This window comes from Anoxybacteroides voinovskiense, assembly GCF_014196205.1.
Lineage (GTDB): Bacteria > Bacillota > Bacilli > Bacillales > Anoxybacillaceae > Anoxybacteroides > Anoxybacteroides voinovskiense.
Genome location: NZ_JACIDE010000001.1, coordinates 233,732 through 257,402 on the forward strand (window position 1 = coordinate 233,732; position 23,671 = coordinate 257,402).

At 44.8% G+C, this 23,671-nt stretch carries 23 protein-coding genes, 1 pseudogene and 1 riboswitch; of the genes and pseudogenes, 10 read left to right on the top strand and 14 right to left on the bottom strand.

Translation table 11 applies throughout. From position 1 onward, the window contains the following. Nucleotides 1-5 precede the first annotated feature (5 nt). On the bottom strand, nucleotides 6-1,781 hold the full coding sequence (locus GGR02_RS01095; protein ID WP_183182909.1) for an assimilatory sulfite reductase (NADPH) flavoprotein subunit: 1,776 nt from the start codon (nucleotides 1,779-1,781) through the stop codon (nucleotides 6-8). Nucleotides 1,782-1,939: 158 nt separating this feature from the next. Between GGR02_RS01095 and GGR02_RS01100 the strand changes: the two genes are divergently transcribed. Beyond that, nucleotides 1,940-2,830 (top strand): LysR family transcriptional regulator, encoded by an 891-nt coding sequence (locus GGR02_RS01100; protein WP_183182910.1) that lies wholly within the window; start codon nucleotides 1,940-1,942, stop codon nucleotides 2,828-2,830. 135 nt (nucleotides 2,831-2,965) lie between these two features. Here GGR02_RS01100 and GGR02_RS01105 read toward each other — a convergent pair whose 3' ends face one another. Continuing rightward, the gene (locus GGR02_RS01105; RefSeq protein WP_183182911.1) at nucleotides 2,966-3,883 is read right to left on the bottom strand and encodes an aldo/keto reductase; all 918 of its coding nucleotides are present in this window, start codon (nucleotides 3,881-3,883) and stop codon (nucleotides 2,966-2,968) included. Nucleotides 3,884-4,016: 133 nt separating this feature from the next. Between GGR02_RS01105 and GGR02_RS01110 the strand changes: the two genes are divergently transcribed. The 5 genes from GGR02_RS01110 (at nucleotide 4,017) to GGR02_RS01130 (ending at nucleotide 9,193) form a co-directional block, all read left to right on the top strand. Then, entirely contained in the window at nucleotides 4,017-5,114 is a 1,098-nt protein-coding gene (locus tag GGR02_RS01110; protein WP_183182912.1) for a sensor histidine kinase, read from the top strand. Nucleotides 5,115-5,116: 2 nt separating this feature from the next. Then, nucleotides 5,117-5,749: a response regulator transcription factor gene (locus GGR02_RS01115; protein WP_183182913.1), complete on the top strand. Its 633-nt coding sequence runs from the start codon at nucleotides 5,117-5,119 to the stop codon at nucleotides 5,747-5,749. 135 nt (nucleotides 5,750-5,884) lie between these two features. Beyond that, nucleotides 5,885-6,817: an ABC transporter ATP-binding protein gene (locus tag GGR02_RS01120; protein WP_183182914.1), complete on the top strand. Its 933-nt coding sequence runs from the start codon at nucleotides 5,885-5,887 to the stop codon at nucleotides 6,815-6,817. Between the two features lie 10 nt (nucleotides 6,818-6,827). After that, on the top strand, nucleotides 6,828-8,096 hold the full coding sequence (locus GGR02_RS01125; RefSeq protein WP_183182915.1) for an ABC transporter permease: 1,269 nt from the start codon (nucleotides 6,828-6,830) through the stop codon (nucleotides 8,094-8,096). Further along, on the top strand, nucleotides 8,093-9,193 hold the full coding sequence (locus tag GGR02_RS01130; protein ID WP_183182916.1) for an ABC transporter permease: 1,101 nt from the start codon (nucleotides 8,093-8,095) through the stop codon (nucleotides 9,191-9,193). The genes GGR02_RS01125 and GGR02_RS01130 overlap by 4 nt, the downstream gene beginning before the upstream one ends. A gap of 83 nt (nucleotides 9,194-9,276) precedes the next feature. On the opposite strand, the gene GGR02_RS01135 is transcribed toward GGR02_RS01130, so the two are convergent. The 4 genes from GGR02_RS01135 to GGR02_RS01150 form a co-directional block, all read right to left on the bottom strand. Beyond that, nucleotides 9,277-10,056, bottom strand: coding sequence for a YhfC family intramembrane metalloprotease (locus GGR02_RS01135; RefSeq protein WP_183182917.1), 780 nt, complete (start codon nucleotides 10,054-10,056; stop codon nucleotides 9,277-9,279). Further along, on the bottom strand, nucleotides 10,053-10,679 hold the full coding sequence (locus GGR02_RS01140; protein WP_183182918.1) for an SdpI family protein: 627 nt from the start codon (nucleotides 10,677-10,679) through the stop codon (nucleotides 10,053-10,055). The genes GGR02_RS01135 and GGR02_RS01140 overlap by 4 nt, the downstream gene beginning before the upstream one ends. Next, a complete protein-coding gene (locus tag GGR02_RS01145) occupies nucleotides 10,676-10,954 on the bottom strand; it encodes an autorepressor SdpR family transcription factor (protein WP_183182919.1) in 279 nt (92 codons plus the stop codon). Before GGR02_RS01145 ends, GGR02_RS01140 begins: the two co-directional genes overlap by 4 nt. 228 nt (nucleotides 10,955-11,182) lie before the next feature. After that, complete coding sequence (locus tag GGR02_RS01150; protein WP_183182920.1) at nucleotides 11,183-11,923, bottom strand: hypothetical protein; 741 nt, start codon at nucleotides 11,921-11,923, stop codon at nucleotides 11,183-11,185. Between the two features lie 41 nt (nucleotides 11,924-11,964). Continuing rightward, nucleotides 11,965-12,047, bottom strand: a riboswitch (cyclic di-GMP riboswitch). Between the two features lie 140 nt (nucleotides 12,048-12,187). On the opposite strand from GGR02_RS01150, the gene GGR02_RS01155 reads away from it, so the two are divergent. Beyond that, a complete protein-coding gene (locus tag GGR02_RS01155; RefSeq protein ID WP_183182921.1) occupies nucleotides 12,188-12,901 on the top strand; it encodes an NAD-dependent deacylase in 714 nt (237 codons plus the stop codon). Nucleotides 12,902-12,930: 29 nt separating this feature from the next. On the opposite strand, the gene ahpF is transcribed toward GGR02_RS01155, so the two are convergent. The 4 genes from ahpF to GGR02_RS01175 all read right to left on the bottom strand — a co-directional run bounded on the left by ahpF (nucleotide 12,931) and on the right by GGR02_RS01175 (nucleotide 17,057). Then, the gene (ahpF, locus tag GGR02_RS01160; RefSeq protein ID WP_183182922.1) at nucleotides 12,931-14,460 is read right to left on the bottom strand and encodes an alkyl hydroperoxide reductase subunit F; all 1,530 of its coding nucleotides are present in this window, start codon (nucleotides 14,458-14,460) and stop codon (nucleotides 12,931-12,933) included. A 13-nt stretch (nucleotides 14,461-14,473) separates the two neighbouring features. Continuing rightward, a complete protein-coding gene (gene ahpC, locus GGR02_RS01165; protein WP_183182923.1) occupies nucleotides 14,474-15,037 on the bottom strand; it encodes an alkyl hydroperoxide reductase subunit C in 564 nt (187 codons plus the stop codon). 132 nt (nucleotides 15,038-15,169) lie between these two features. Further along, the gene (locus GGR02_RS01170; protein ID WP_183182924.1) at nucleotides 15,170-16,588 is read right to left on the bottom strand and encodes a PH domain-containing protein; all 1,419 of its coding nucleotides are present in this window, start codon (nucleotides 16,586-16,588) and stop codon (nucleotides 15,170-15,172) included. Beyond that, a complete protein-coding gene (locus tag GGR02_RS01175) occupies nucleotides 16,581-17,057 on the bottom strand; it encodes a PH domain-containing protein (RefSeq protein ID WP_183182925.1) in 477 nt (158 codons plus the stop codon). The genes GGR02_RS01170 and GGR02_RS01175 overlap by 8 nt, the downstream gene beginning before the upstream one ends. Nucleotides 17,058-17,156: 99 nt before the next feature. On the opposite strand from GGR02_RS01175, the gene GGR02_RS17250 reads away from it, so the two are divergent. From GGR02_RS17250 to GGR02_RS01185, 3 genes are all read left to right on the top strand, one after another. After that, nucleotides 17,157-17,366 carry a hypothetical protein gene (locus tag GGR02_RS17250; protein WP_188619052.1) on the top strand — a complete coding sequence of 70 codons (210 nt, stop codon included), beginning with the start codon at nucleotides 17,157-17,159 and terminating at the stop codon, nucleotides 17,364-17,366. A 98-nt stretch (nucleotides 17,367-17,464) separates the two neighbouring features. Further along, the gene (locus GGR02_RS01180; protein WP_183182926.1) at nucleotides 17,465-18,292 is read left to right on the top strand and encodes an MBL fold metallo-hydrolase; all 828 of its coding nucleotides are present in this window, start codon (nucleotides 17,465-17,467) and stop codon (nucleotides 18,290-18,292) included. A 43-nt stretch (nucleotides 18,293-18,335) separates the two neighbouring features. After that, complete coding sequence (locus GGR02_RS01185; RefSeq protein ID WP_183182927.1) at nucleotides 18,336-18,497, top strand: hypothetical protein; 162 nt, start codon at nucleotides 18,336-18,338, stop codon at nucleotides 18,495-18,497. A 65-nt stretch (nucleotides 18,498-18,562) separates the two neighbouring features. Here the strand turns inward: GGR02_RS01185 and GGR02_RS01190 are convergent, their stop codons facing one another. From GGR02_RS01190 to GGR02_RS01205, 4 genes and pseudogenes are all read right to left on the bottom strand, one after another. Beyond that, entirely contained in the window at nucleotides 18,563-20,581 is a 2,019-nt protein-coding gene (locus tag GGR02_RS01190) for an ABC transporter ATP-binding protein (protein WP_183182928.1), read from the bottom strand. After that, complete coding sequence (locus tag GGR02_RS01195; RefSeq protein WP_183182929.1) at nucleotides 20,578-22,335, bottom strand: ABC transporter ATP-binding protein; 1,758 nt, start codon at nucleotides 22,333-22,335, stop codon at nucleotides 20,578-20,580. Before GGR02_RS01195 ends, GGR02_RS01190 begins: the two co-directional genes overlap by 4 nt. Nucleotides 22,336-22,461: 126 nt before the next feature. Then, on the bottom strand, nucleotides 22,462-22,602 hold the full coding sequence (locus GGR02_RS01200) for a YrzI family small protein (protein ID WP_183182930.1): 141 nt from the start codon (nucleotides 22,600-22,602) through the stop codon (nucleotides 22,462-22,464). Between the two features lie 605 nt (nucleotides 22,603-23,207). Continuing rightward, nucleotides 23,208-23,576 (bottom strand): annotated as a pseudogene (locus tag GGR02_RS01205) (DMT family transporter); the annotation flags it as partial. Between the last annotated feature and the right edge of the window lie 95 nt (nucleotides 23,577-23,671).

Genomic DNA, 23,671 nt, shown 5'->3' on the forward strand with positions numbered 1-23,671 from the left:
CCCCCTTAATACACGTCGCGTTGGTACCGTTTTTGTTTTTGCATGTCCGCTACATACGCTTCTGCTTGTTCGCTACTCATGTTTCCTTCTTTTTCAATAATATGAATAAGTGTTTGATGAACGTCGCGCGCCATGCGCTGTTTATCGCCGCAAACGTAAACGGCAGCCCCTTCTTCTAGCCAACGGAACAGTTCTTTGCTTTGTTCGAGCATCCGGTGCTGGACGTACACTTTTTCTTTCGTATCGCGCGAAAACGCGACATCCATTTTCGTTAATACGCCGTTTTTCAGCCACGTTTGCCATTCCGTTTGATAAAGAAAGTCGGTCACGAAATGTTGGTCGCCAAAAAACAGCCACGATTTCCCTTTCGCGCCAATTGCCTCCCGCTCTTGCAAAAAGCTGCGGAACGGCGCCACCCCTGTGCCTGGTCCGACCATAATAATTGGCGTATTCGAATCTTTTGGCAGTTTAAAGTTCGGGTTTTGATGAACGAACACCGAAAGCTTGTCGCCAATGTGCAGGCGTTCCGCACAAAACGTCGAACACACTCCTTTCCGTAACCGTCCGTGCGCTTCGTAGCGAACCGCACCAACGGTAATATGCACTTCCTCTGGATACGCTAATAAGCTGCTTGCAATGGAATAAAAGCGCGGCTGCAGCTTCCGTAGGGAAGAAATAAACTGCCCTGGCGTCATCTCCCACGGGCCGAACTCGCGGAGAACATCCAATACATCGCGCCCTTTTATATAGTCTTTTCGCTTCGCTTCTTGTTCAGCGGAAAGAAGCGCATGGAAATCGCGATTTTTCGAAAACTCCGCTAATTGTTGTAGCAGCTGCTCTGTCAATACCGTAATTTCTAAACGCGATAGTAACGCTTCCCGCAACGGTTCTTCCTCTTGATCGACGGAAACCGGCGTTTCTGGATCCCATCTCATCTCTTGAATAATCAGATCGACTAGCTCCGGATCGTTTTTCGGAAAAATACCGAGCGCATCGCCTGGCTCAAACGTAAGTCCCGACCCTTCTAGCGATAGCTCAATATGACGTGTTTCTTTATTCGAGCCGCGTCCATTTAAGTTGATATTTTCTAATACTTCCGCTTCGAACGGATGTTTTCGTGAATAAAGCGCGGTTGGCTGTGCTTGTGTCGGCTGTGGAGCTACGACGGAAACTGCTCCTTGCTTATCTAACTCGCTAAGCACCCCATTAAGCCATTTCGCTGCTGCTTCTTCGTAATCGACGTCACAATCGATACGTTCGTATAAACGCTTGCCTCCTAACTCTTCTAACCGCTTATCAAAATCTTTTCCTGTTTTGCAAAAATGCTCATACGACGTATCGCCAAGCGCCAACACGGAAAAGCGAAGATGATTGAGTTTTGGTGCGCGCTTGCTATGGAGAAATTCGTAAAACGATAGCGCATTGTCCGGCGGCTCTCCCTCACCATACGTACTGACGACAATCAGTAGCGTGTCGATTTTTTTCAACTCGTTTGGTTTAAAATCGAGCATTGAGGAAACAGTGGCTTGAAACCCACGACTTTTGAGCATTTCTCCTGTTTTTTCCGCCAATTTTTGTGCATTTCCTGTTTGTGATCCGTAAAGAATCGTCACTTCTTTCGATACAGGCGCTTCTTGCTGTACCGCTGCACCGACCGTCTCGGTGGCAGCTAAATAGCCGCTCAACCAAAGCTTTTGCGCTGGCGTCAACGTCGGCCAAAGCCGGTTGAGCAATTCGACTTGCTGTTCGCTAAATGGACTGTTTGTGACCTGAAATTGCACGCTCTTCACCTCTTTGCTTTCGCATCAATCATATTTCTATTATTCCTATAAATTAAGTGTGGTTTATTACTACACTTTACTGTAAAACTGAAAATTAGTAAAATAAATATAAATTATGAAAGCTATTAATATTTTTAATAATTAAAAGGAGAATGGGTGTGTACTACGAGGAATTAAAAACGTTCGTGACGTTAGCGGAAGTGAAAAATTTTACGAAAACAGCGGAAATTCTTCATTTATCCCAACCTAGCGTCAGCTTGCATATTAAAAATTTAGAAAAAGAGTTTCAAACGAAGCTGTTCGTTCGCTCGCCAAAACGGCTACAAATGACACCGACTGGGGAAATGCTTTACGACCGCGCCAAGCAAATGATTGCCTTGTACGAGCAGACGAAACAAGATATTTTAGAGCACCACCATTCCGTCAAAGGGACGCTCAAAATCGGGGCTAGTTTTACGATTGGGGAATATATTTTGCCGCCGCTCTTATTTGAGCTGCAAAACGACTACCCAGAGCTTGAACTAGAAGTCGTTATTGGCAATACGAAAGAAATCGTCGAGCTTGTCCGCTCGTTTCAAGCCGACATCGGCTTAATCGAAGGGCAGACGAATGAAAAAGAACTGTCCGTCCATGCGTTTATGCAAGACGAGCTCGTTATTGTCGCATCGAACGATCACGAACTCGTTCATAAGGCGGAAGTGTCGATTGCCGATTTGCAAAATCAAGCGTGGGTGACGCGGGAAGTCGGATCTGGTACACGGGAATATTTTAACCATTTTATTCGCTCGAACGGGCTAAAAGTAAAATCGCTCATGATTATTAGCAGTAACCAAGGCATTAAAGAGGCGCTCATCGCTGGCAGTGCCCTGTCGCTTCTTTCGCGCAGCGTCGTTATGCGCGATATTGCTCACGGACATTTATCCCTTCTTCGGTTAAACTACCCGCCGTTTCACCGAACATTTTCATACATTTATTCTCCAATTATGGCGAACAAAAAAAACGTGCACGTTTTACTTCGGGCGTTAGAAAAAAAGCGAGACGAATCATAAGAAAAGCGCCCGCCTATCGGCAAAGATCGCAAAAGCCCCACCGAGGAAACTTTCTTGTCTTTGAACGAAAATTCTACAGAATTTACGTAATGAAAAAACACTTTTTCGGCAACTGCCAAAAAAGTGTTTTCATCATTACGGCAACCGATGCCCTGCCGCGCGGTAAATGTCGTACCATTCTTTGCGGGAGAGCTGTACGTTGCTCGCTTGGCAAATGTCTTTTAAACGAGCGGCGTTTGTTGTGCCAACGATGACTTGCATGTTTGCTGGATGGCGCAAAATCCAAGCGACCGCTATCGCTGATTTACTTACTCCTTTTTCCTCCGCTAGCCGTCCAAGCACCTCATTAACTTCCGGAAATTTCTCGTTGTCAATGAACACTCCTTCAAAAAAGCCGTATTGGAACGGGGACCACGCTTGGATGGTGATGTTTTTTAGACGACAATATTCTAAAATATGGCCATCGCGGTCAGCTGCCCCGTCAAATAACGTGTTTGCTTGAATACCGCTCGTCACTAAATTCGCGTGCATCATACTAAACTGCATTTGGTTCACAATGATCGGCTGCTCGACATATGCTTGTAATAGTTCGATTTGCATGCTGTTAAAGTTGCTCACCCCGAAATGGCGAACTTTTCCGCTTGCATATAGCCGGTCAAACGCCTCTGCCACTTCTTCCGGTTCCATCAGCGTATCTGGTCGGTGAAGAAGCAAAATATCTAAATAGTCGGTTTGCAGCCGTTGTAAAATCCCATCTACCGAGGCTAAAATATGTTCCTGCGAAAGATCATAATAGCCGTCGCGAATCGAGCACTTGCTTTGAATGTGGATGCGGTCGCGCAAATGAGGGCGAGAAGCAAGCACTTCGCCAAACAGCTCTTCACAGCGCCCTTTCCCGTAAATATCGGCATGGTCAAACATCGTAATCCCTGCTTCGAGCGCTTCGTCTATATACCGTGACAGTTCGGAAACCGACATATCTGCCATTCTCCTGCACCCTAGCACGATTTCCGAAGCCATTAGACCAGATTTTCCAATATTGCGTTGGTTCATTTATCCAATCCTCCTCATGTCATATGTAACTTTTATTCTACCATAACATATAGGTGCAATGCTCGTATTGACGCCCCTCCTTCCCTTTTAGTATGGTAGAAAATAGACCAATGAGAAAGTTGAGGGCATAGCGATGAAACGATTTATTATTCGTCTGCTTGTATTCGCTGTTTTATGGCTTGGGTATTTATATGAGCACTTTCAGCACGCCAGCAAGCTTCCAGCGATTTTATTCATAAGCGCCTGTGCCATTAGTGCTTATTTTTTTCTCCCAATTACTAAACGTCCACTTCTGCTATTCATTTTTATCGACTGTCTTCTTTTGCTGGAGGAATCTCTTCATCCGCTCGCGAACAATATGTACATCTTGCTAATGTTTCTTTATCTTTATGTGGAGGCAATTTTTCAGCTGAACGTTTCAGCGTTTCGTATATTCGCAGCCATCACTTTTTCCTGTTCAGCCGTTGTCACATTGCTCTGGCAGCCAAACGAAAGCGAATGGCTCATTGCATTTGCCATTTTTTCCGCCATTGCGATTGTTTTGAATGAATACGTAAAGGAACGTGAAGAACAAAAAGAAATGTACGAGCAGCTATTAGGAGAGTATCGGCGCTTAAAGCGCTCTTACTACGAAACAGAGCGAGCAGCACGGCTCGAAGAACGGACGAGAATTGCCCGCGACATTCATGATTCCGTCGGCCATAAATTAACGGCCTTGCTCATGCAGCTAGAAATGTTGTCTATTCGTGAACGGAAAGAAGAATACAAACAACTGCAAGCACTTGTGCGCGAAAGTTTAGAGGAAACACGACAAGCAGTCAAAGCGCTACAAACAGAAGAAAATGCTGGTATTTCCTCCGTTTTGCAATTAATTCGGAAATTAGAGTCAGAAAGTCATATTATGGTTCATTTTACTACAAAGCAAGGGGCGTTAACAGCGAAGCTAACGAATGAACAAAATATCGCTCTTTACCGCGTCATCCAAGAAGGGCTGACGAATGCGATGCGCCATGCTCAATCACGAGAAGTGTTTGTCACATTAGGAAAATCGGCCGTTGGCGATTTAGAGTTTTCCATCAAAAATCGAGTTGCCCACCCGAAGCTGTTTCAGCTTGGGTTTGGACTAACGAATATGCAGGAACGCATCAAGCAAATCGGGGGTACGGTGCATATTTTCCAAACCGATAGTGAGTTTACCGTCCAAGGGACGATTCCAATCAAGGAGGGATAAATTTGATTCGTATTTTACTCGCAGAAGATCAAGCGCTTGTCAGACAAGGGGTAAAAATGATGATTGAGCAAGATGAACAGCTGAAAGTCATCGCAGAGGCAGCAAATGGACTCGAAGCTGTGCAACAAATAGAAACTCGCCTTGTCGATCTTGTGCTAATGGATATTCGCATGCCTGTCATGAACGGGCTAGAAGCAACGAAAATCATTAAAAAACGATGGCCACATATTAAAATTTTAATGTTAACAACGTTTAACGATGATGAATATGCCGTTCAAGCACTAAAAGACGGAGCGAGTGGATTTTTGCTAAAAACGGCAGAACGCCAAAAACTCATCGATGCCATTTATAGCTGCATAAATGGCGGAATGACAATTCATGACGAAGTAGCGGCGAAAGTGGTGCCGCGCCTTTTAGAACGTACAAAACGCGAGCCGGTAACCGTTCCGTTAACTCCTCGTGAACTTGCCATTGCCCAATTAGTTGGGGAAGGAAAAACAAACAAAGAAATTGCCGAAACTCTTCACTTATCCGTCGGAACCGTTAAAAATCATATTACACAAATTTTACAAAAATTAGAATTACGCGACCGGACACAGTTAGCCATTTACGCGATTAAACACGATCTTGTATAACCGTCTTATTGGACGGTTTATTTTTTTAGAAAATGACTAAAGTCATAGCTCTGTTGGTAAAACAATGACGGAAGATAGTAAGCAGCGAATGAAAAATATCGTACGATACATATGAGAACGGAAGGAGGAGAAAAAATGTTAGAAGCAGTAGAACTAACGAAACAATTTAAACAAATGAAAGCGGTCAATCGGGTCAATTTATATTTAGAACAAGGGGAAATTGTTGGATTGCTTGGACCAAATGGAGCGGGCAAATCAACGACCATTTCGATGCTCTCGACGTTAATTCCCCCATCAAGCGGGGATGTGCGCTTTCATCAAAAAAGCATCTTGAAAAACCCAGCAATGCTTCGCAACGTGTTAGGAATCGTTCCACAAGAAATTGCGCTCTATTCTGATTTATCCGCAAAAGAAAACTTGTGGTTTTTCGGACGCATCCATCGGTTATCGGGGGTACAGCTGCAAAAAAAAGTCGAGGAAATATTGGAGCTCATCGGACTAACCGATCGACAAAACGATTTAGTGAAACACTTTTCTGGGGGAATGAAGCGGCGATTAAACATCGGAGCTGCCCTTTTACACGAACCGAAGCTATTAATTATGGATGAACCAACCGTCGGCATTGATCCACAATCCCGTAACTATATTTTAGAAACCGTGAAGCGGTTAAACGAAGAAAAACAGATGACTGTCCTTTACACAAGCCATTACATGGAAGAAGTCGAGTTTTTATGCAACCGCATTTACATTATGGATAAAGGCTGCATTATCGCATCAGGAACAACAGCCGAGATTAAAAACATTTTGTCCGCGGAGCATACGGTCGAAATAAAAGTCGAAAAACTAAACGAATCGTTTTTGCATGCATTGCGTACACAGCCAGTCGTTCGTCATATCGCTATCCAAGACAGAGTCATTACGATGCTGTCCCCAAAAGAAGTGAACGTCTTCCGCCTATTATTCCAGCTAGCGGAACAAACTGACACCGTGCTGACGTCCATCGAAATGAAAACGCCGACACTAGAAGATGTATTTTTACATCTAACCGGTCGAGCATTACGTGATTAGGGGGATTCGAATGATTGGAGCGTTTGTCAAAAAACAACTGCTACTGCTGGTGCGAAACCGTCATGAAGTGCTTATTCTCCTCGGAATGCCGCTTGTATTAATTACGATTTTAGGGTTTGCGCTTGGAAATATCATGGATGGCGATCACGCTGCCATTCACGCGAAAATCGCGTTTATGAACGAAGGGGACGAACAAAAAGAGCTGCAAGCATTTACGCGTGAAATAGACGCGATGAACATTCCAACAGAAAAAAAACAAATGCTGATCGAAGCCGCTCGTTCGATCGCGCCGATTACCGTACTAAAACAAGACGTGTTTGGCGACAAATCAGTAAAAAAATATATTCGCATCATTGATGTACCACCCGCTCAACTAGAGAAAGTCCGCCAAAAGGACAGCTACGCCGCGATCATTCGCGTGCCGAATGGATTTACGTACAAGATGCTACAATACATGCTTTTGCAAAAAAACGAACACCCTCGCTTATTTTTTTATACAAACGAGGAAAAAGCGTGGACAGCTGAAATGGTGGGGCAAATTCTTGCTGCGTTTCAACGACACTATTCGCTAGCTGCCGCTCTTGGCAAGGCAGGGATAGCCAATCGTTCCTCGGCGATCGTTGACGTTCATGTAAATGGCAAAATGGAAACGGTGACGAAAAAACAGCCAATTCGTGCGGTCACCTATTATACGGTCGGAATGAGTGTCATGTTTGCTCTATATATCGCTTCAAACGTCGGAAGTTATGCGTTTGAAGAAAAGCGCTCCCACGTATTCGACCGGATGTTGTTAGCCAATGTGTCAAGATGGTCGTATATGGCAGGCATTTTCCTTTCAGCGACGCTGCTTGCATGTTTGCAACTCTTTATTTTGTACGGCTTAACGTCGATCATATATGACATTACATGGGCAGATATCCCTGCATTTTTCGTCGTGACCGTATCGCTTGCGCTAACGGTCGGTGGGTTAGCGGTATTATTGACCGCGTTAAATTTCCGCGTCAATTCTGAGCAAGTATCGCGTTTTTTCCAAACCGTTCTCGTGACGATATTTTCGCTTGTTGGTGGCAGCTATTTTCCTGCTGGTCAATTGTCCGATTTCATTAGCACTATCGGAACACTAACGCCGAACGGGGCAAGCATGAACGCCTATTTAAAACTGCTACAAGGGTACCATTTTAGCGACATCGCCCACTCGGTCATATATTTATCCCTTTTTAGCATCACGACATTGTTGTTATCGATATGGGCTTTTCCGAAAAGGGGGAACGAATCGTGATTAGCATTTTATCGGCGAAATTTCGGCTGTTTTTACGAAACCCTTGGATGGTCATTATTATGTCGATCGTTTGCATTGTGATGGCTTCCGTTATTGGTGCTTCTAGTGAAAAGAGAATAAAAGTACCGGTTGTTAGCACGCTTGCTTCGCACGAAACAAACGAACTCCTTCAGTCGCTGAACAAGTCGCCATCGTTCCGCTTCGAACTAATGGAAAAAAGCAAAATGCGCACGCTCGTGGAAGAAGGAAAAGTAGAAGCAGGGGTAGAGCTTTCCAACCATGATTTTACGTTAATCATCACCTCGCAAACAGGAAATACGTTTTTTCTACGGCAGTATGTCCAAAAAGTATATAGCGAAAAAGAGCAAGCAAACGCCATCGCTACACAGGCACACATTCCAGTCGAAAAAGCTATCAATATCGTAAACGAAGCAAAAGAGCATCCTGCGTTCACGGTGAAAACGATGAATTTCCGCGGAAAGCATGCGGTGACGATCGATTCACAACTGCAGCCGATTTTCGGCTTTTCCCTCTTTTTCGTTATTTATACCGTCGCGTTTCAAGTGCTGCAACTATTGAAAGAAAAACGCGAAGGGGTGTGGAACCGAATGATTCTTTCCCGTCTCAAAAAATGGGAAATATACACAGGGAATCTGCTGTATAGTTTTATGATTGGCTACCTTCAAATCGTACTCATTTTCTCCGTGTTTCGTTTTGGGTTAGGCATTCGTTTCCACGGGCAATTTGCCGAACTGCTCGTCTTGTTAGTACCGTATGTGTTTTCGCTCGTCGCCTTTTCGATGTTGCTTGTCGGCCTCGTTAAAAATGAGCAACAATTTCAAGCGCTCATTTCTCTCCTTGCCGTCAGCATGGCGATGATTGGCGGGGCATATTGGCCGTTAGAAATCGTTTCTTCTAACGTTTTATTAGCACTATCAAAAATCGTTCCATTGACGTACGGCATGGAGCTACTCAAAGGGGCTGCTGTCTATGGTCGCTCCATTACAGAATTGCTGTACCCGATGAGCATCTTATTTTTCATGGGCGTCGTATTCATGGGGATTGGCATTAACCTTGTGGAACGAAAAAACGGCTAAAACATTGGCAATCTCCCTCGCCAATAAGCGAGGGAGATATTTAGTCCAAACTAACGAAAATCTTTGTGCCATCGAGCGAACATTCAGGAAAAGCAATGGAACTTTTCGCTCATGCGTCGAATGAAAACAAGCGAAGCGATTGCGATGAAAGCGAGGAGCGTTTCGACCGTCCAAACGTTGGAAATGATTTTCACTTGGTATAACGCAGGGACAACATCAATCAACGCATGAATGAAAATCGCATACACTACATAACGAAATTGCCCCTTCCGAACCCCGTATAAAACAAGAAGAGAAAGGGCCATATGGATCGCGATCGCAAACATTCGCTCGATACTACCTAATACATACACCCAATCTGGCTGATTTAACATGGTTTTGAGCATCTCCACTTGTGTAGCGGGAAGAGAGGAAGCAACTTGCTCAAACTGACCTGTTTGAACGAGATGAGACATCACCATCATATTTACGGCACTAAGCCCCCCAATGAGCACAGCTTCCATTCCTCCATGCCCTATCCCAAACGATAATCCGTCTCCGAATGTCCGATGGTTTTTTAACATGAAACGAAATCCGATATACCTACCAATTTCCTCAAATACTCCAGCTGCTAACGCCCCATAAGCAACAAACGCCCAAACGTTATCTGTGCCTTTTAATGATGTTCCACTTGGATCCATGACAAGTATATGAACGATTTTCTCGAGCACTTGTGAAAATAACACAAAAATAAGCATACCAACACCGAACGCTTTCCAAGAAAGCCAGCCTTTTTTCCTTCCATATATGATAAGCGCGAAAGGAACAAACAAGGAAAGAAACAACTGAATAAACATCCAAAACAACACGATCCCCCCGTTCATTTACGCGAAAAGATATACGACTGGATAAACAGATACATCGTGCCACCAAACACGATGATTAAGAGAAGAACAAAGCGCCATACACTTTCTGTAAATACCGTCAGCATAACCAATACCCCCATAATAACAAACACTTTCCCTCCGACACGATGCGTTTTTTGCCAAACCTCCTCATTTTCCAATGTCCAAGGAGTGCGAATGCCGAAAAAGTAATTCGGTTTAATTTTCGGCATATAATTGCCAAGGACAATAAACAATCCCCCAACTCCAATTGGCACCACGACATCGACTTGCACAGAAAACCCGATATTGTATGCGAGTGTTACTACATGTAGACTAAACAAAAAGAGGACAAATACATGCAAAAAAATGCGATATACTTTTTCAAATTTCTCGTAGTTTTCTTTTCGTGGATCAACTTTCGGTAAAAAGATGACGAGAGCGACAATTCCTGTTAAAAAGATCGGAAATAATAACGCTCCCCACCATTTGTTCATAAAACCATCTGCTTCCCCTGCAGCGTTCCAATGAACGGTCACTTCGTTTGGTAAATATGGAATCGCAACTAAACTCAATACGTAGCTACATGCAATGAGAATAATAATAAACCAATACTTTTTCATGATTTATCCCCTTCTTTTTGTAATATATCGTAAAACCAACTCATTAAATCTTGGAAAACAGTTGTGTTTAATGAGTAATAAATGTGCTGGCCAACGCGGCGGTCTTCGACTAAATCGGCTTGTTTTAATATTTTCAAATGATGGGAAACACTTGGCTTTTGCATATCAAAGTGTTCCGCAATTTCTCCTGCCGTCAAGTCTCCTTTTTTTAGTAGCGACAAAATTTTCCGGCGGTTCGGATCGGCAATCGCTTTAAACGCCTCGTTAAACGACATCTTTTTCACCAACTTTCTTTTAGATATTTAGACAAATTTCTAAATATCGAACAAAAGAATAGATATTTAGATGAATTTCTAATTACATCATATTCCATATCGTGTCCGTCTGTCAATCGTTTAATAAAACACCCATGAGGAAGTTTTTCTCGCCACCCAAGAATGAAAATAACCGTTCATGAACCCTTTATTTTCACAGAAAAAAGAGCACCCGATTAGGTGCCCCTTTTATAAAAGATTAAGTAACGCTTTTTTGTTTTGTTGAACTTGCTCGTCCAACACTTTCACTTTTTCTTTCAACTGTTGAATGCCTTGGTCATTAGAACCGACTTTCTTTTCCAATGCACGGATTTCATTTTTCACCGCTTTCAGTTGATTAGAAAGCGAGAGCAGTTTGCCAATAAGTTCGTCAATTTGCTCTTGTTTTGCTTCTTCATTGTCGCCTTCGTCCTCTTTCTCCACCGCTGGTTTGGTATCGGTTACCGTTGGTGAAGTTGTCGTTGTTGTATCACTCGTAATTGTTGTTGTATCGCTTGTTGTCGACGTTTCGCCAGCAGTATTCGTCGTTACATTTGCTTGATCGCTCGGTGTTTGCGTCTGGTCTGATGTTGGTGTTGTGGAATCCGTCGGCGTTGTGTCCGTTGTTGGTGCTGGTTGGGTGTTCGACTCGCTAAGCGCTTGAATTTCAGCGGTTACGCTGTTCATTCGCTCACTGATTTTCCCGACTTTTTTGTTCAATTCTGCTAATTTTTTTGCAAGCATTTGTTGCTCTTTTTTCTGCTTTGCTAATTCTCGCTTCTCTTTTTCTACGTTTCTTTTCTCTTTTTTCTCCGCTAGCTTTTTCACTACAAACTCGCTTTTTTCTACATGCTTCGTTCTCGCAACGTGTTTTCCATCATGCTTTGCCGCAAACGCAGGCGATGCGACAAGCATCGAAGCTAGTAAAATTGGCAATCCTTTTTTGAACATTACCGTTTCCTCCTTTAGATGTAATGATTCATTTGTTTGGTAATGGCAGCTGGCTGGCGTAGGTTTCCCCTTAGCCCCTCTAGCTTTGCGACGCTAAGTTTCCTTAGCTGTGCCCTTATTAAAAAGTATACCATGCGTTTCTTCTCATGCAATCGAGGCAAAATTCCTATTTTTCTAGCAAAAATATACAAACACACAAGGACAGAAGGAACGAACGTAGAAGTTTATATAACTATCAAACTATTTGTGCAAAGGAGGAAAAAGATGCTCGCAAACTGGCTAAAAGAATCAACGACTACGGTCGTATTTACCGGCGCAGGAATGTCGACAGAAAGCGGGTTGCCCGATTTTCGTTCGGCAAAAACGGGGCTTTGGCATACGAAAAATCCACAGCAATTAGCGAGTACGTATGCGCTAAAACATAACCGCGAGGAATTTGTCGCGTTTTACCAATATCGCATTCGCACGCTTCTTGAATGCCAGCCACATATTGGGCATACGATTTTGGCAGATTGGCAAAAACGAGGGATTATTCATCAAATCGTCACGCAAAATGTCGACGGCTTTCACCAACAAGCTGGCAGCACAAATGTCGTCGAATTGCACGGGACGTTGCGAACCGTCTATTGCTTGCGCTGTAAGCAAACGTACGATGTGAAACGATATGTAGACGAACAGTTTGAGTGCACATGCGGCGGCTTTTTGCGCCCTTCCGTCGTCTTATTTGGCGAATCGCTGCCATCTTTTGCAATTGACCAAGCGTGGACAGCAGCACAACAAGCCGATTTATGGATCGTGCTCGGCTCTTCTTTGCAAGTATCACCAGCTAACGAGCTTCCTGTCATCGCTAAACGAAGCGGGGCAAAATTAGTTATCGTGAATATGGAACCGACCGAACTAGACGATTGGGCAGATCTCACTATCCATAACCGAAAAATCGGGGATGTTTTACAAGAAATCGATCACGCACTACGTTAGAATAGCAAAAAGAGAGCCAGTGGCTCTCTTTAATTTCGGATAAGATAGTCAAACGCCCCTAATGCGGCGGTAGCGCCTGAACCCATCGAAATAATGATTTGTTTGTATGCGCTGTCCGTGCAGTCCCCTGCCGCAAAGACGCCTGGGACGTTTGTCGCACCTCGTTTGTCAACGATAATTTCGCCGAACCGATTGCGTTCCACGACTCCATCTAGCCATTCGGTATTTGGTACAAGGCCGATTTGCACAAATACGCCTTGTAATTCAATGTGATGCTCTTTTCCGGTTGCTCGGTCGATATACGTGATGCCATTGACTTTGTCTGTCCCAGCAATTTCTTTCGTTTGCGCATTTTTGATGACCGTTACGTTCGGCAAGCTGTACAACCGGTCTTGCAACACCGCGTCCGCTTTTAATTCTGGCGCAAATTCAAGAACCGTCACATGTTTAGCGATTCCGGCAAGGTCAATCGCTGCTTCTACTCCAGAGTTGCCACCGCCAATGACCGCGACGTGTTTTCCTTCAAACAACGGACCGTCGCAATGCGGGCAGTAAGCCACCCCTTTGTTTTTAAACTCCGACTCGCCCGGAACGCCAAGATTGCGCCAACGCGCACCTGTGGCGATAATGACCGTTTTACTTTTTAACACAGCGCCGTTTTCTAGCTCCACTTCAATCAAATCTTTCTTTTCTAGCCGTTGAACGCGCTGTAAGTTCATAATGTCCACATTGTAATGTTTGACATGCTCTTCAAGGCTTGCGGCAAGCTTCGGACCTTCGGTATATTTTACGCTAATAAAGTTTTCAATGCCTAACGTATCTAAAATTTGCCCGCCAAAGCGTTCCGCAACAATGCCTGTCCGAATGCCTTTCCGCGCTGCATAAATCGCTGCCGTTGCCCCTGCAGGTCCGCCGCCGACAACAAGCACGTCAAACGGATCTTTGTCGGCAAAGGCGGAAGCGTCTGGTATGCTTCCTAATTTCGCAAGAATTTCCTCAAGCGACATGCGGCCACTAGCGAACGGCTCACCATTTAAAAAGACGGTCGGCACCGCCATGACGCCTTTTTGTTCCACTTCGTCTTTAAACGCTGCCCCGTCAATCATCGTATGCGACACGTTCGGATGTAAGACGCTCATCACGTTTAATGCTTGGACGACATCTGGGCAGTTATGGCACGTCAAACTGACGTACGTTTCAAAACGGTACGTGCCTTTTAAGTGTTTAATTTGCTCAATAACTGCTGGATCGACTTTTGGCGGTCTTCCGCTTACTTGAAGCAACGCTAAGACAAGCGACGTAAATTCATGCCCTAAAGGCACTCCCGCAAAGACAACGCCTGTTTCTTCCCCAACGCGGTTGACGCTAAAGCTTGGCGTTCTTTCAAGCGTCGTTTTCTCTACGTTGATTTTCGATGACATTGCCGCTAGTTCATCGACTAACGAAAGCATGTCGCGGGAAACTTTGTCGTCTCCCGCGCTCACTTTTATCACAATGTCATTTTCCATCAGTTGTAGATATTGGGCGAGCTGCGCTTTAATTTCCGCATCCAATATCATGACATAAGCCTCCTTAAATTTTCCCTACAAGGTCAAGGCTTGGCTTAAGCGTTTCTGCTCCTTCTTGCCATTTTGCTGGGCAAACTTCGCCTGGGTTGTTGCGCACGTATTGTGCTGCTTTAATTTTGTTGACGATTGTGCTTGCATCGCGGCCGATACCGTCTGCGTTAATTTCCACCGCTTGCACGACACCGTCTGGATCGATGATGAACGTACCGCGTTGCGCAAGACCTGTTTCTTCATCTAATACTTCAAACATGCGCGATAGTTTTTGCGAAGGGTCGCCAATCATTACGTATTCGATTTTGCTGATCGCTGGCGATGTATCGTGCCATGCTTTATGGGTGAAATGTGTATCTGTCGAAACAGAGTATACTTCCACCCCAAGGTCTTTTAATGTTGCATATTGGTTTTGCAAGTCTTCTAACTCTGTTGGGCACACGAATGTAAAGTCCGCTGGATAGAAGCAAACAACGCTCCATTTTCCTTTGAAGTTTTCGTCTGTTACCTCGATGAAATCCCCGTTGTGAAACGCCATCGCTTTAAATGGTTGTACTTGTTTTCCGATTAAAGACATTGCTCATCTACCTCCTAAGAATATTGGTTCGTTTAATTATAATAATTTTAATTCGATATTTATTATCATATAGTAGTATCTATTTGTCAAGACATACGCCCTAGTTTCTTTTGATTTTTGTGAACAGATCCTCTACTGCATCCACGTATACACTGCCTCCGCTTCGTTTTCATCCACATCGGTGACTTTGAAAAACATTCTAGGCATCACAGCGACGGAAAGTGTGCGAAGCCGCTTCCGTTTTTGAAACCACGTGGCGGAAAGTGCCATTGATTGGATGCGGTGCTTTCGCGTATACATTGTTTCGATACGAAACATACCGTTTCGCAAAGCGAGCTGCTCTCCTGAAATCGCCCACCCTGCCATTTGATAGCTTTTATAGCCAAGATAACTAGCAACAACCAATAAAAGTAGCAATCCGATCCCCCACGGTCGGAAAAAATAAGCCACTGCACCTAGCGGAATGGCTAATACATACACAGGCCGAAGCATATAGCGAACACGTGCCCGGTGAGGCAGCGGTTGAAATTGCTGGGGAATGCAGTACTCCGGAAAGCAAGCGGCAATAACCGAAACCGCTCGTTCCTTTTTCACAAACGGACAAAGAACGATACTCCCATTCTCTCCACCATCTAACGAACCACCTGCATGAATGATATGCACAGAAACACAGCCAAGCAAACGTTGAATGACGTTTTCTTTCATTATTATCCCCTGCACTCGCTTTTTTGATACCGTAAGCAGTTGTTTTTCAAATAGTCCTCTGGAAATAATAATCGTCTCTTTTTGGTTTCGAACCGTAAAAAACGCATAGCGCAACAGATGGCGTCCAACGGAAAGAGCGTAGGCGACGAGGAATAAAACAACAAGCGCCAGCGCACCGTCCAACGTATTACGAATTACCCCTTGCATATCGCGATATAACACATCGTACGAGATAACATCGTCTAGTTGAGACAAAAAGGCGGAAATAGCCGCTAGTGCACCAAACACCCCTCCGCTTGTAGCCGATAATAAAAATACGTCGCGAAAACGAAGAGAGAAAGCGATATCATCAGGATGTGTAGAGCGGTAAGCGAGCGGAAGCGCTTCAGCCGAATCGCCCTTTTCTTTCGCTCTTCGAATGTGCTGGGCGATTTGCTCTGCCTCTTCTTTCGTCACTGCCGTCAAAACCGCTTCTGCTTTTCCTAATTCATTGCCCGCTGTTTCGATACGTACTTGGACGACTCCGGCCAACCGCTGAAAAAAGCCGATGGAAAGAGAAATCCCTTGAATGCGTTCGAAAGGAATGGACCGTTTTTGGCGAACGAATACCCCATGTTCAATGCGTAGCTCTTCATCATCGATTTGATACGTGAAACGTAGCCATGTAAAAAATCCGGCGAGTGTCGTATAGAAAAGTGCAACAGCCGGAACGGCGATATTCCAAATCATCGACACGTCACGAGCCTTCAGCACAACGGCCATAAACAGCGGCAACAACAAATCTCTCCACTGTTTCGCAATAGAAGAAACGATTGTGATTGGATGAAGTCTCTTTTTCTCAAACATCGCGATCGTCCACCTTGGCAAATGTTGAGATTATATGACATAACTGCTCGGCTTCCTGCTCATCAAGCGCGGGAATTTCATGTACTGTTGCTGCTGTGAAAATAACGACCGAAGCGAGTTGATACTTTTTTAACAACGGTCCTTGCCTGAAATCAACGTGCTGAACACGGCTCATCGGAATAAGTGTACGCCTCCTTGTCCATACCCCGCATTCGACTTCCATTTCTTTTTCGCGTATATCGTAACGCCAGCGTTGCCAACGCCAGCGCGGCCAGAACACAACAGATAAAGAAAAATGAATAAGGTACAAAACAGCAAGCAACAAAACGAGCCATTTTAGGTCACCGAATCGCCAAAGAAAAAACGAAATGAGGCTATATCCAAGGAAAAATATCGCGAGCCGAATGAACGCATGTATTCGCCAAACCGATACTGCCCGCTCCGAAATGCGCTTTGAAAGCTGTACCATTTTTTATCCTTTCCCCCTCACCTTTCTATTTCTTCATTTTACCATAACTAGCAACAAAAATGTTCATAAATAAGCTTTCTGTACTATCCAAAGACGAGTGTGCTTGCGGACATTTTTCAAAATAAGAAAAGCGCAAAGCGCCCGCCTATCGGCGAAGATCGCACAAGCCCCACCGAGGAGGCTCAGCCAAAGCAAAGCTTTGGCTTGCGTGGGATATTTCAAGGAAGCGAACTCAATATGTCGCCGCCGAAAGAAGAGGCGGAACGACTCGAGCCGATGGCGCTTGGAGCTAGACATCGCTCCACCTAATCGTAAAATTTTATACTTTCCTACCTTTCAAGAAAAATGAATGAATATTCATTCTTTTGTGTTATAATGGAAACACGAAAATCGTTTGGAGGGATACTATGCTCGTCAAGAAAACATTCGCACACGAAACGGTCAGTGGGGTGCAAATCGCTAAAGGTTCGCTGTCATTTCAAGGAGTTCGGTTAACAGTGTATTGCTTTGCTACGGACGGGGTGCTGATCGATACAGGGGCAGCGTCATTAGCAAAAGAATTTACGCAATTTTTCAAACCGTTAGATATCGAGCAAGTGATGATTACCCACTTTCACGAAGACCATACAGGGTGTGCAGCGCTTTTGCAAAACGAACGGCAGCTGCCGATTTTTATGAACGAAATCATGATTGACTACTGTCGTACAAAACCAGATTACCCAATGTACCGAAAATTTTTTTGGGGAAAGCGCCCACCTTTCGAAGCAAAGTCGATCGGAACAACGTTCTCCTCTCGCCATGCTACATGGGACGTGATTGACACACCAGGACATGCTGTCGATCATTTAGCGTTTTTCAATCGGGAAACTGGACAGCTTTTTACTGGCGATTTATATTGCCAAGAAAAAACAAAAGTCATCTTGCGCGAAGAAAGCATTCCTACCACTATTGACTCCTTAAAAAAAGTGTTAACGTACGATTTTAACGAAGTATTTTGCGCCCATGCCGGTTATATAAAAGACGGACGCACCGCTTTACAGCGAAAACTAGCGTATTTATTAGAAATTCAAGAAAAAATTATTCATCTCTATGAAAAGGGAATGACCCCAAAACAAATTCAAGCCACGCTTTTCCCAAAAAAATATCCTATCACCGTTTTTTCTTTAGGAGAATGGGACTCGCTGCACATCGTTCACTCCGTCATTCAAGAACATATGGCACAGAAAGCAAGTTGAGTATGGTGTAATAGCAGCGAAAGTCTCACTATATAGGTGCACGTTGAAGCTTTACCACTTTTACTGCGTCGTTACTTTTCGACTGTCGGGCGACCGAACAACACCGCGGGAAGCGGCTCGTTGTTCGAGGAGGGATGCGTACAGCATGCCCAGTCGGCAAGCGAACCGCTTGCCGACTACGGCAGAAAAGCTAGAAATAGAGTGATATCAACAAGTTTTTAATGAGTAAGCAACACGCCTAGCACGGTCGGTTTTTGAAACGACATTCGTTTATCCTGCGTGTATTACTGTTTGCTGCCCTTGCTGCAGCTGATACATTTGATAATATTTTCCCTTCTTTTTCATCAATTCGTCGTGGGTGCCACGTTCGATGATCATGCCACGGTCTAATACGAGAATTTGATCGGCATTTTTAATGGTAGACAACCGATGGGCGATAATAAACGTCGTCCGTCCTTGTTTTAACACGTCGAGTGCTTGCTGAATAACTGCTTCTGTTTCCGTATCGATATTGGAAGTCGCTTCATCAAGCACTAAGATGGCCGGATCAAACGCCAAGGCGCGGGCGAATGAGATGAGCTGACGCTGTCCGGACGATAACGTGCTCCCTTTTTCAATGACCGGTTCATCCAAACCATTTGGCAAGTTTTGTAGCAACTGTTCCGCACCGATGTCGCGCAGCGCTTGTTCCACTTTGTCGCGACCAATCCCCGGATCGTGCAAGCTGACATTCGAAGCGATCGTTCCAGTGAACAAAAACGGATCTTGCAGCACGATTCCCATATGCTTGCGCAACCATTGTTTTGGCATCGTTTGAATATCGACCCCATCAATCAGAATGCGCCCTTTCTGAATATCATAAAAACGAAACAGCAAGTTCATCATCGAGCTTTTCCCTGAACCGGTATGGCCGACGAGCGCCACCGTTTCGCCTTGCTTGGCGGTAAACGTGATGTCTTTTAAGACGTACTCGCCTTCTTTATAGCCGAAATAGACGTTTTCAAATACGACATTCCCTTTATAGCGCGGCATTTCTCCTTCATACACCTCATCGCCTCGTTCATCGAGAAGCGCAAAGACTCGATTGGCTGCGACAAGTGCCTGCTCTAAGTTCGGAAGCTGGTTGACCATGCCTGTCACCGGCTGGAACAGGCGGTTGAGATAATCAACAAACGCGTACAATACGCCCATGGAAATGGCTCCGCCGCTTAATGAATTCCCCCCAAAGTGCCAAATGAGCGCGACAAATGCCACGTTGCGGAGCACGCCGACTAAGTTATGCGACAAAAGCGCATTTAGGCTCAAAAGTTTATTTTGGTACGTGAAATATTCGGTATTCCATTCCTCGAACTCACGCTCTGTTTCTTTTTGTCTTCGGAACACTTGGATGACCGTCATCCCTTGAATCGATTCGTTAATCATCGCATGAATGTCGCTTAAGCGCGAGCGAATGATATGGTTGTATTTCGAAGCATATTTCCGGTACACTTTCATCCATACAACCAAAATCGGCAAAAGGAGGAGGCAGACAGCCGCCAAATGGACGTCTAGAAGAAATAGCGCAATAAAAATGCCGGTAATATAAATCAAGCTTGTAAAAAATGTCGCCAATACGGTAACGTAAAGCTCGCGAATCGCCTCGGTGTCGTTCGTTGCGCGCGCGACAATTTTTCCTGCCGGCAAACGATCGAAATAACGAATCGGCAAGCGTTGAATGTGCGCAAACACATCGTTTCGCATTTTCTGGATGATACGATTGGCGGTCATCTGCAAGTAATAACGCTGTCCGTATTGGAACGCAGTCGCTGCAACGAGCAGTGCCATGTAAATGCCTAACAAAAACACGATCCGGTAAATTTCTGGCCGATAAAAGCGCATCAGCTCGTTCGTGCTTAGTTTTTTTGCCGGATAGGAAACCGCTTCGCCCCCCTTGCGAATCATAAGAAAACCGTCTCGGACAGAGCGGCTGCCGTCAAAGGCGACCGGTTGGGCAACAAAGTAGTAATGCCGTCCCACTTGCAAAACGCGCACTTCTTTCCCCTTCTTTTCTCCTTGGTTAAAATAGCGATCGCGCTTATACCATTGCCCTTGATAAAAAACGGCATTATCTCCTTTCGCTGCTTCATACCAAGGCAACTCGATCCCTAAAATGTGCTGGTCAATCACTTTTTTAGCGATAAACGGCCCCGTCAATTCGGCAGCAACCGAAACAGCGAGCATGAACAGCGCCAACATCATCATTTTTTTATATTGAAGGGCATAGGCAAATAGCCGTTTTCCGACGCTCATCCACACACCTCACTTTCTTCCGCCGCTGTTACTTGCTGGCGGATCCATTGTTCATAATACCACCCGTTTTTGGCAAGCAGTTGCGTATGAGTGCCTTCCTCGATTACCTTTCCGTCCTCTAGCACGAGAATCCAATCCGCATGCTCGACTGCCGATAAACGATGCGTCGTAATGATCGTCGTTTTTCCGGCACGGGCGCAGCGAATGTTTTCCATAATCTCCGCTTCCGTTTTCGCATCGACGGCGGACAAGGCATCGTCTAAAATTAAAATTTCTGGATCGATAAGTAGCGCCCTAGCGATCGAAAGCCGCTGTTTTTGTCCTCCTGATAAGGCAACGCCTTTTTCGCCGACTAACGTATGAATCCCTTCTGGAAGCCTGTCGATATCTTTGCGAAACGCTGCTAAATCAATCGCTTGATTTAGTTCCTCGTCGGTCGCCTCCTTGTGTCCAAATAAAATGTTTTCTTTTACTGTTTTCGAAAATAGGACATGGTCTTGCGGCACATAGCCAATCCATCGCTGCACTTGCTCCATTGGGATTCGTGCAAGCGGGACGCCCGAGATCGTAATGCATCCCGTTCCTAACGGATACTGCCGGAGCAATTGTTTGACAAGTGTTGTTTTTCCGCTTCCTGTTCGTCCGACTATCCCGAGCGTTTGCCCACGCCGAAGAACAAACGAGATGTTTTCTAGATTTTGAACGTTTGAGGACGGGTAGCGAAATCCGACTTGATCGAATACAATCGACTCCGGTACCTCGACGGAACAAGAGTCAGGATCGTTTTGCACATCAGGAACATAGGCGAGCGTTTCATTGACACGGTCAAGAGAGGCGTTGCCGCGCTGCATGACGTTAATGAGCTCGCCAATCGCAAACATCGGCCAAATCATCATCCCTAAATAGACGTTAAAGGAAACGAGCTCCCCGAGCGTGATCTCTTGATGGAATACGAAATACGAACCGTACCCTAATCCGATCAAATAGCTCAGACCAACTAGCAACTTAATGGTCGGGTCAAAGAGTGCGTCAATTTGGGCGACTTTCCTATTCTTTTGAAATACGTCTTCCGTAAGTGCCTGAAACCTTGCTTCGTCCGCTTTTTCCTGCACATAGGCGCGAATGACGCGGACGCCCGAGATGGACTCGAGCACATAATCGTTCATATCACCAAACGCATCTTGCGCCTTCGTGAAACGTTCATGAATTTTTTTTCCGTACATATTCATCGCCACCGCCATCATAGGAAGCGGAAGCAACGCCGCAAATGTCAGCTTCCAGCTGATCGTGAAGCCCATCGTGAATAAAATGACGAGCATAAACGCACTTGAATCGACGAGCGTCAAAATGCCGAATCCCGCAGTGTTGGCGATCGCCTTCAAGTCGTTCGTCGCCCGTGCCATTAAGTCACCGGTGCGATTTTTTTCGTAGAACGTCGGGGTCATTTGTAATAAATGTTTCATAAAGCGGGAACGCATGCTTCGTTCTAATAAAAACGCACCCCCGAACAACTGATACATCCATATATAGTTGACGCCGTAAATCACTAACGCCAACCCGATGAGCCATCCGACATATTCCATAAGCTTGCCTTTAGTAAGACCATCGGCATACAGATCATCAATCGCGATTCCAAGCAATTTCGGCGGAATCGTTTCTATCATCCCCCCTATCATTAAGAGGGCAATGGCGATGACGTATCGTTTCCAATGCTGCTTAAAAAAGAAACGCAGCTTCCACAATACCGAAAACATATTGGATCATCCCCTTCGTTTGGTCATTATCATCTAGCCGCTTTCCATCTCCCTATCTAACAATGTAAAAGATATCCATCGCATTTCCATTGTGCATTCCTCCTTTAAATTTGTAGATGATAAGTTTTAAAACCATCGGTGCAACAAGCATTTCCGGTTTGTCAATTCTTCTTCGATCTGCCGGATAAGCCGTTCATGTTCGATCTCCTCCATCGTCCATTTTCGCCGCTGAATGGTGATGGTCACAAACCATAAATGGATCGTCATCGTCTTTCCCCCCTTTCATCAATAAAAGCCGCGAGAGCAGAGAGTTCCCACGGCTTTAAGGCATAAAAAAGCCGCGGGAATGGCGCATTCCGCGGCTAAAAAACGAAAAAACGCCGCGGAAACAAACGATCTCCTTCCCGCGGCGTTCGTTGGACTATTTAAACGAAAATCACCGTAACAGGCTCGGAAGGTCGAATCGTTTGTGGATGTTTAGTTGTACGTGCTGTTCGTTTCATCATTGTTTTCATTTTGTTCATCCTCCTTCCGAAATCATGTTACGAAGTAAATTATATCCAAAACATGTAACGTTGTAAATGGTTTTATGGAAATTTTCTTAATTTATCGTTTCCTTCTGTTCGGTAAGCTGTAACCGTTGGCTCGATTTTTCTGTTTTTTGTAATTTCCTGTTTCGTCTTTTGTTAGAACAAATAAATACGATCGCAAAAAAGAGAGGCATGACGTCGCCTATGGGCATTTTACACTTCCCTTTTTGTCGTATTACACCTATTTCACACAGAAACAACATTCCACAGTGCGCTCCAATTCATCGATTCTCCTCTTAGCAACTCCGCCTTCCCTCCGCTTAGAGGTGGGAAACTTCTTGCCTACTGCCGTTGAATAGAAAAGCGTGTTTGTTTGCTGTAAATATTAAATAAAATGCCGCCGAATACGAACGCCGCTCCAATGATGTGAGCGAGCTTCAACTGTTCATTAAAAAAGATCGTACCCATGATGGCGGCGGAAATGGGCATCACGTTAATGAAAATAGAGGCGGTCGAAGCACCTACTTTTTGAATGCCATTGTACCACCAAACGAAGCTAATAGCGGAAACGATGACCGCTACATACAGCACACTAAGCCAAACATCCCATCCGCTCGCCTGAATGGACGTAAAAGAAGTGTAATGTAGCGCAAACGGAGCTAGAAAAAGCGTTCCAAAGCCTGTTGCGTACGTTGTCGATGCAAGCGGGCTAGGTTATCAATTTTATTAAAATCATAAAATAACGACAAAGATTTTAATAAAATTGTTTATCAGTCCATGTAGATTAAGCGACATGTACTCTGATT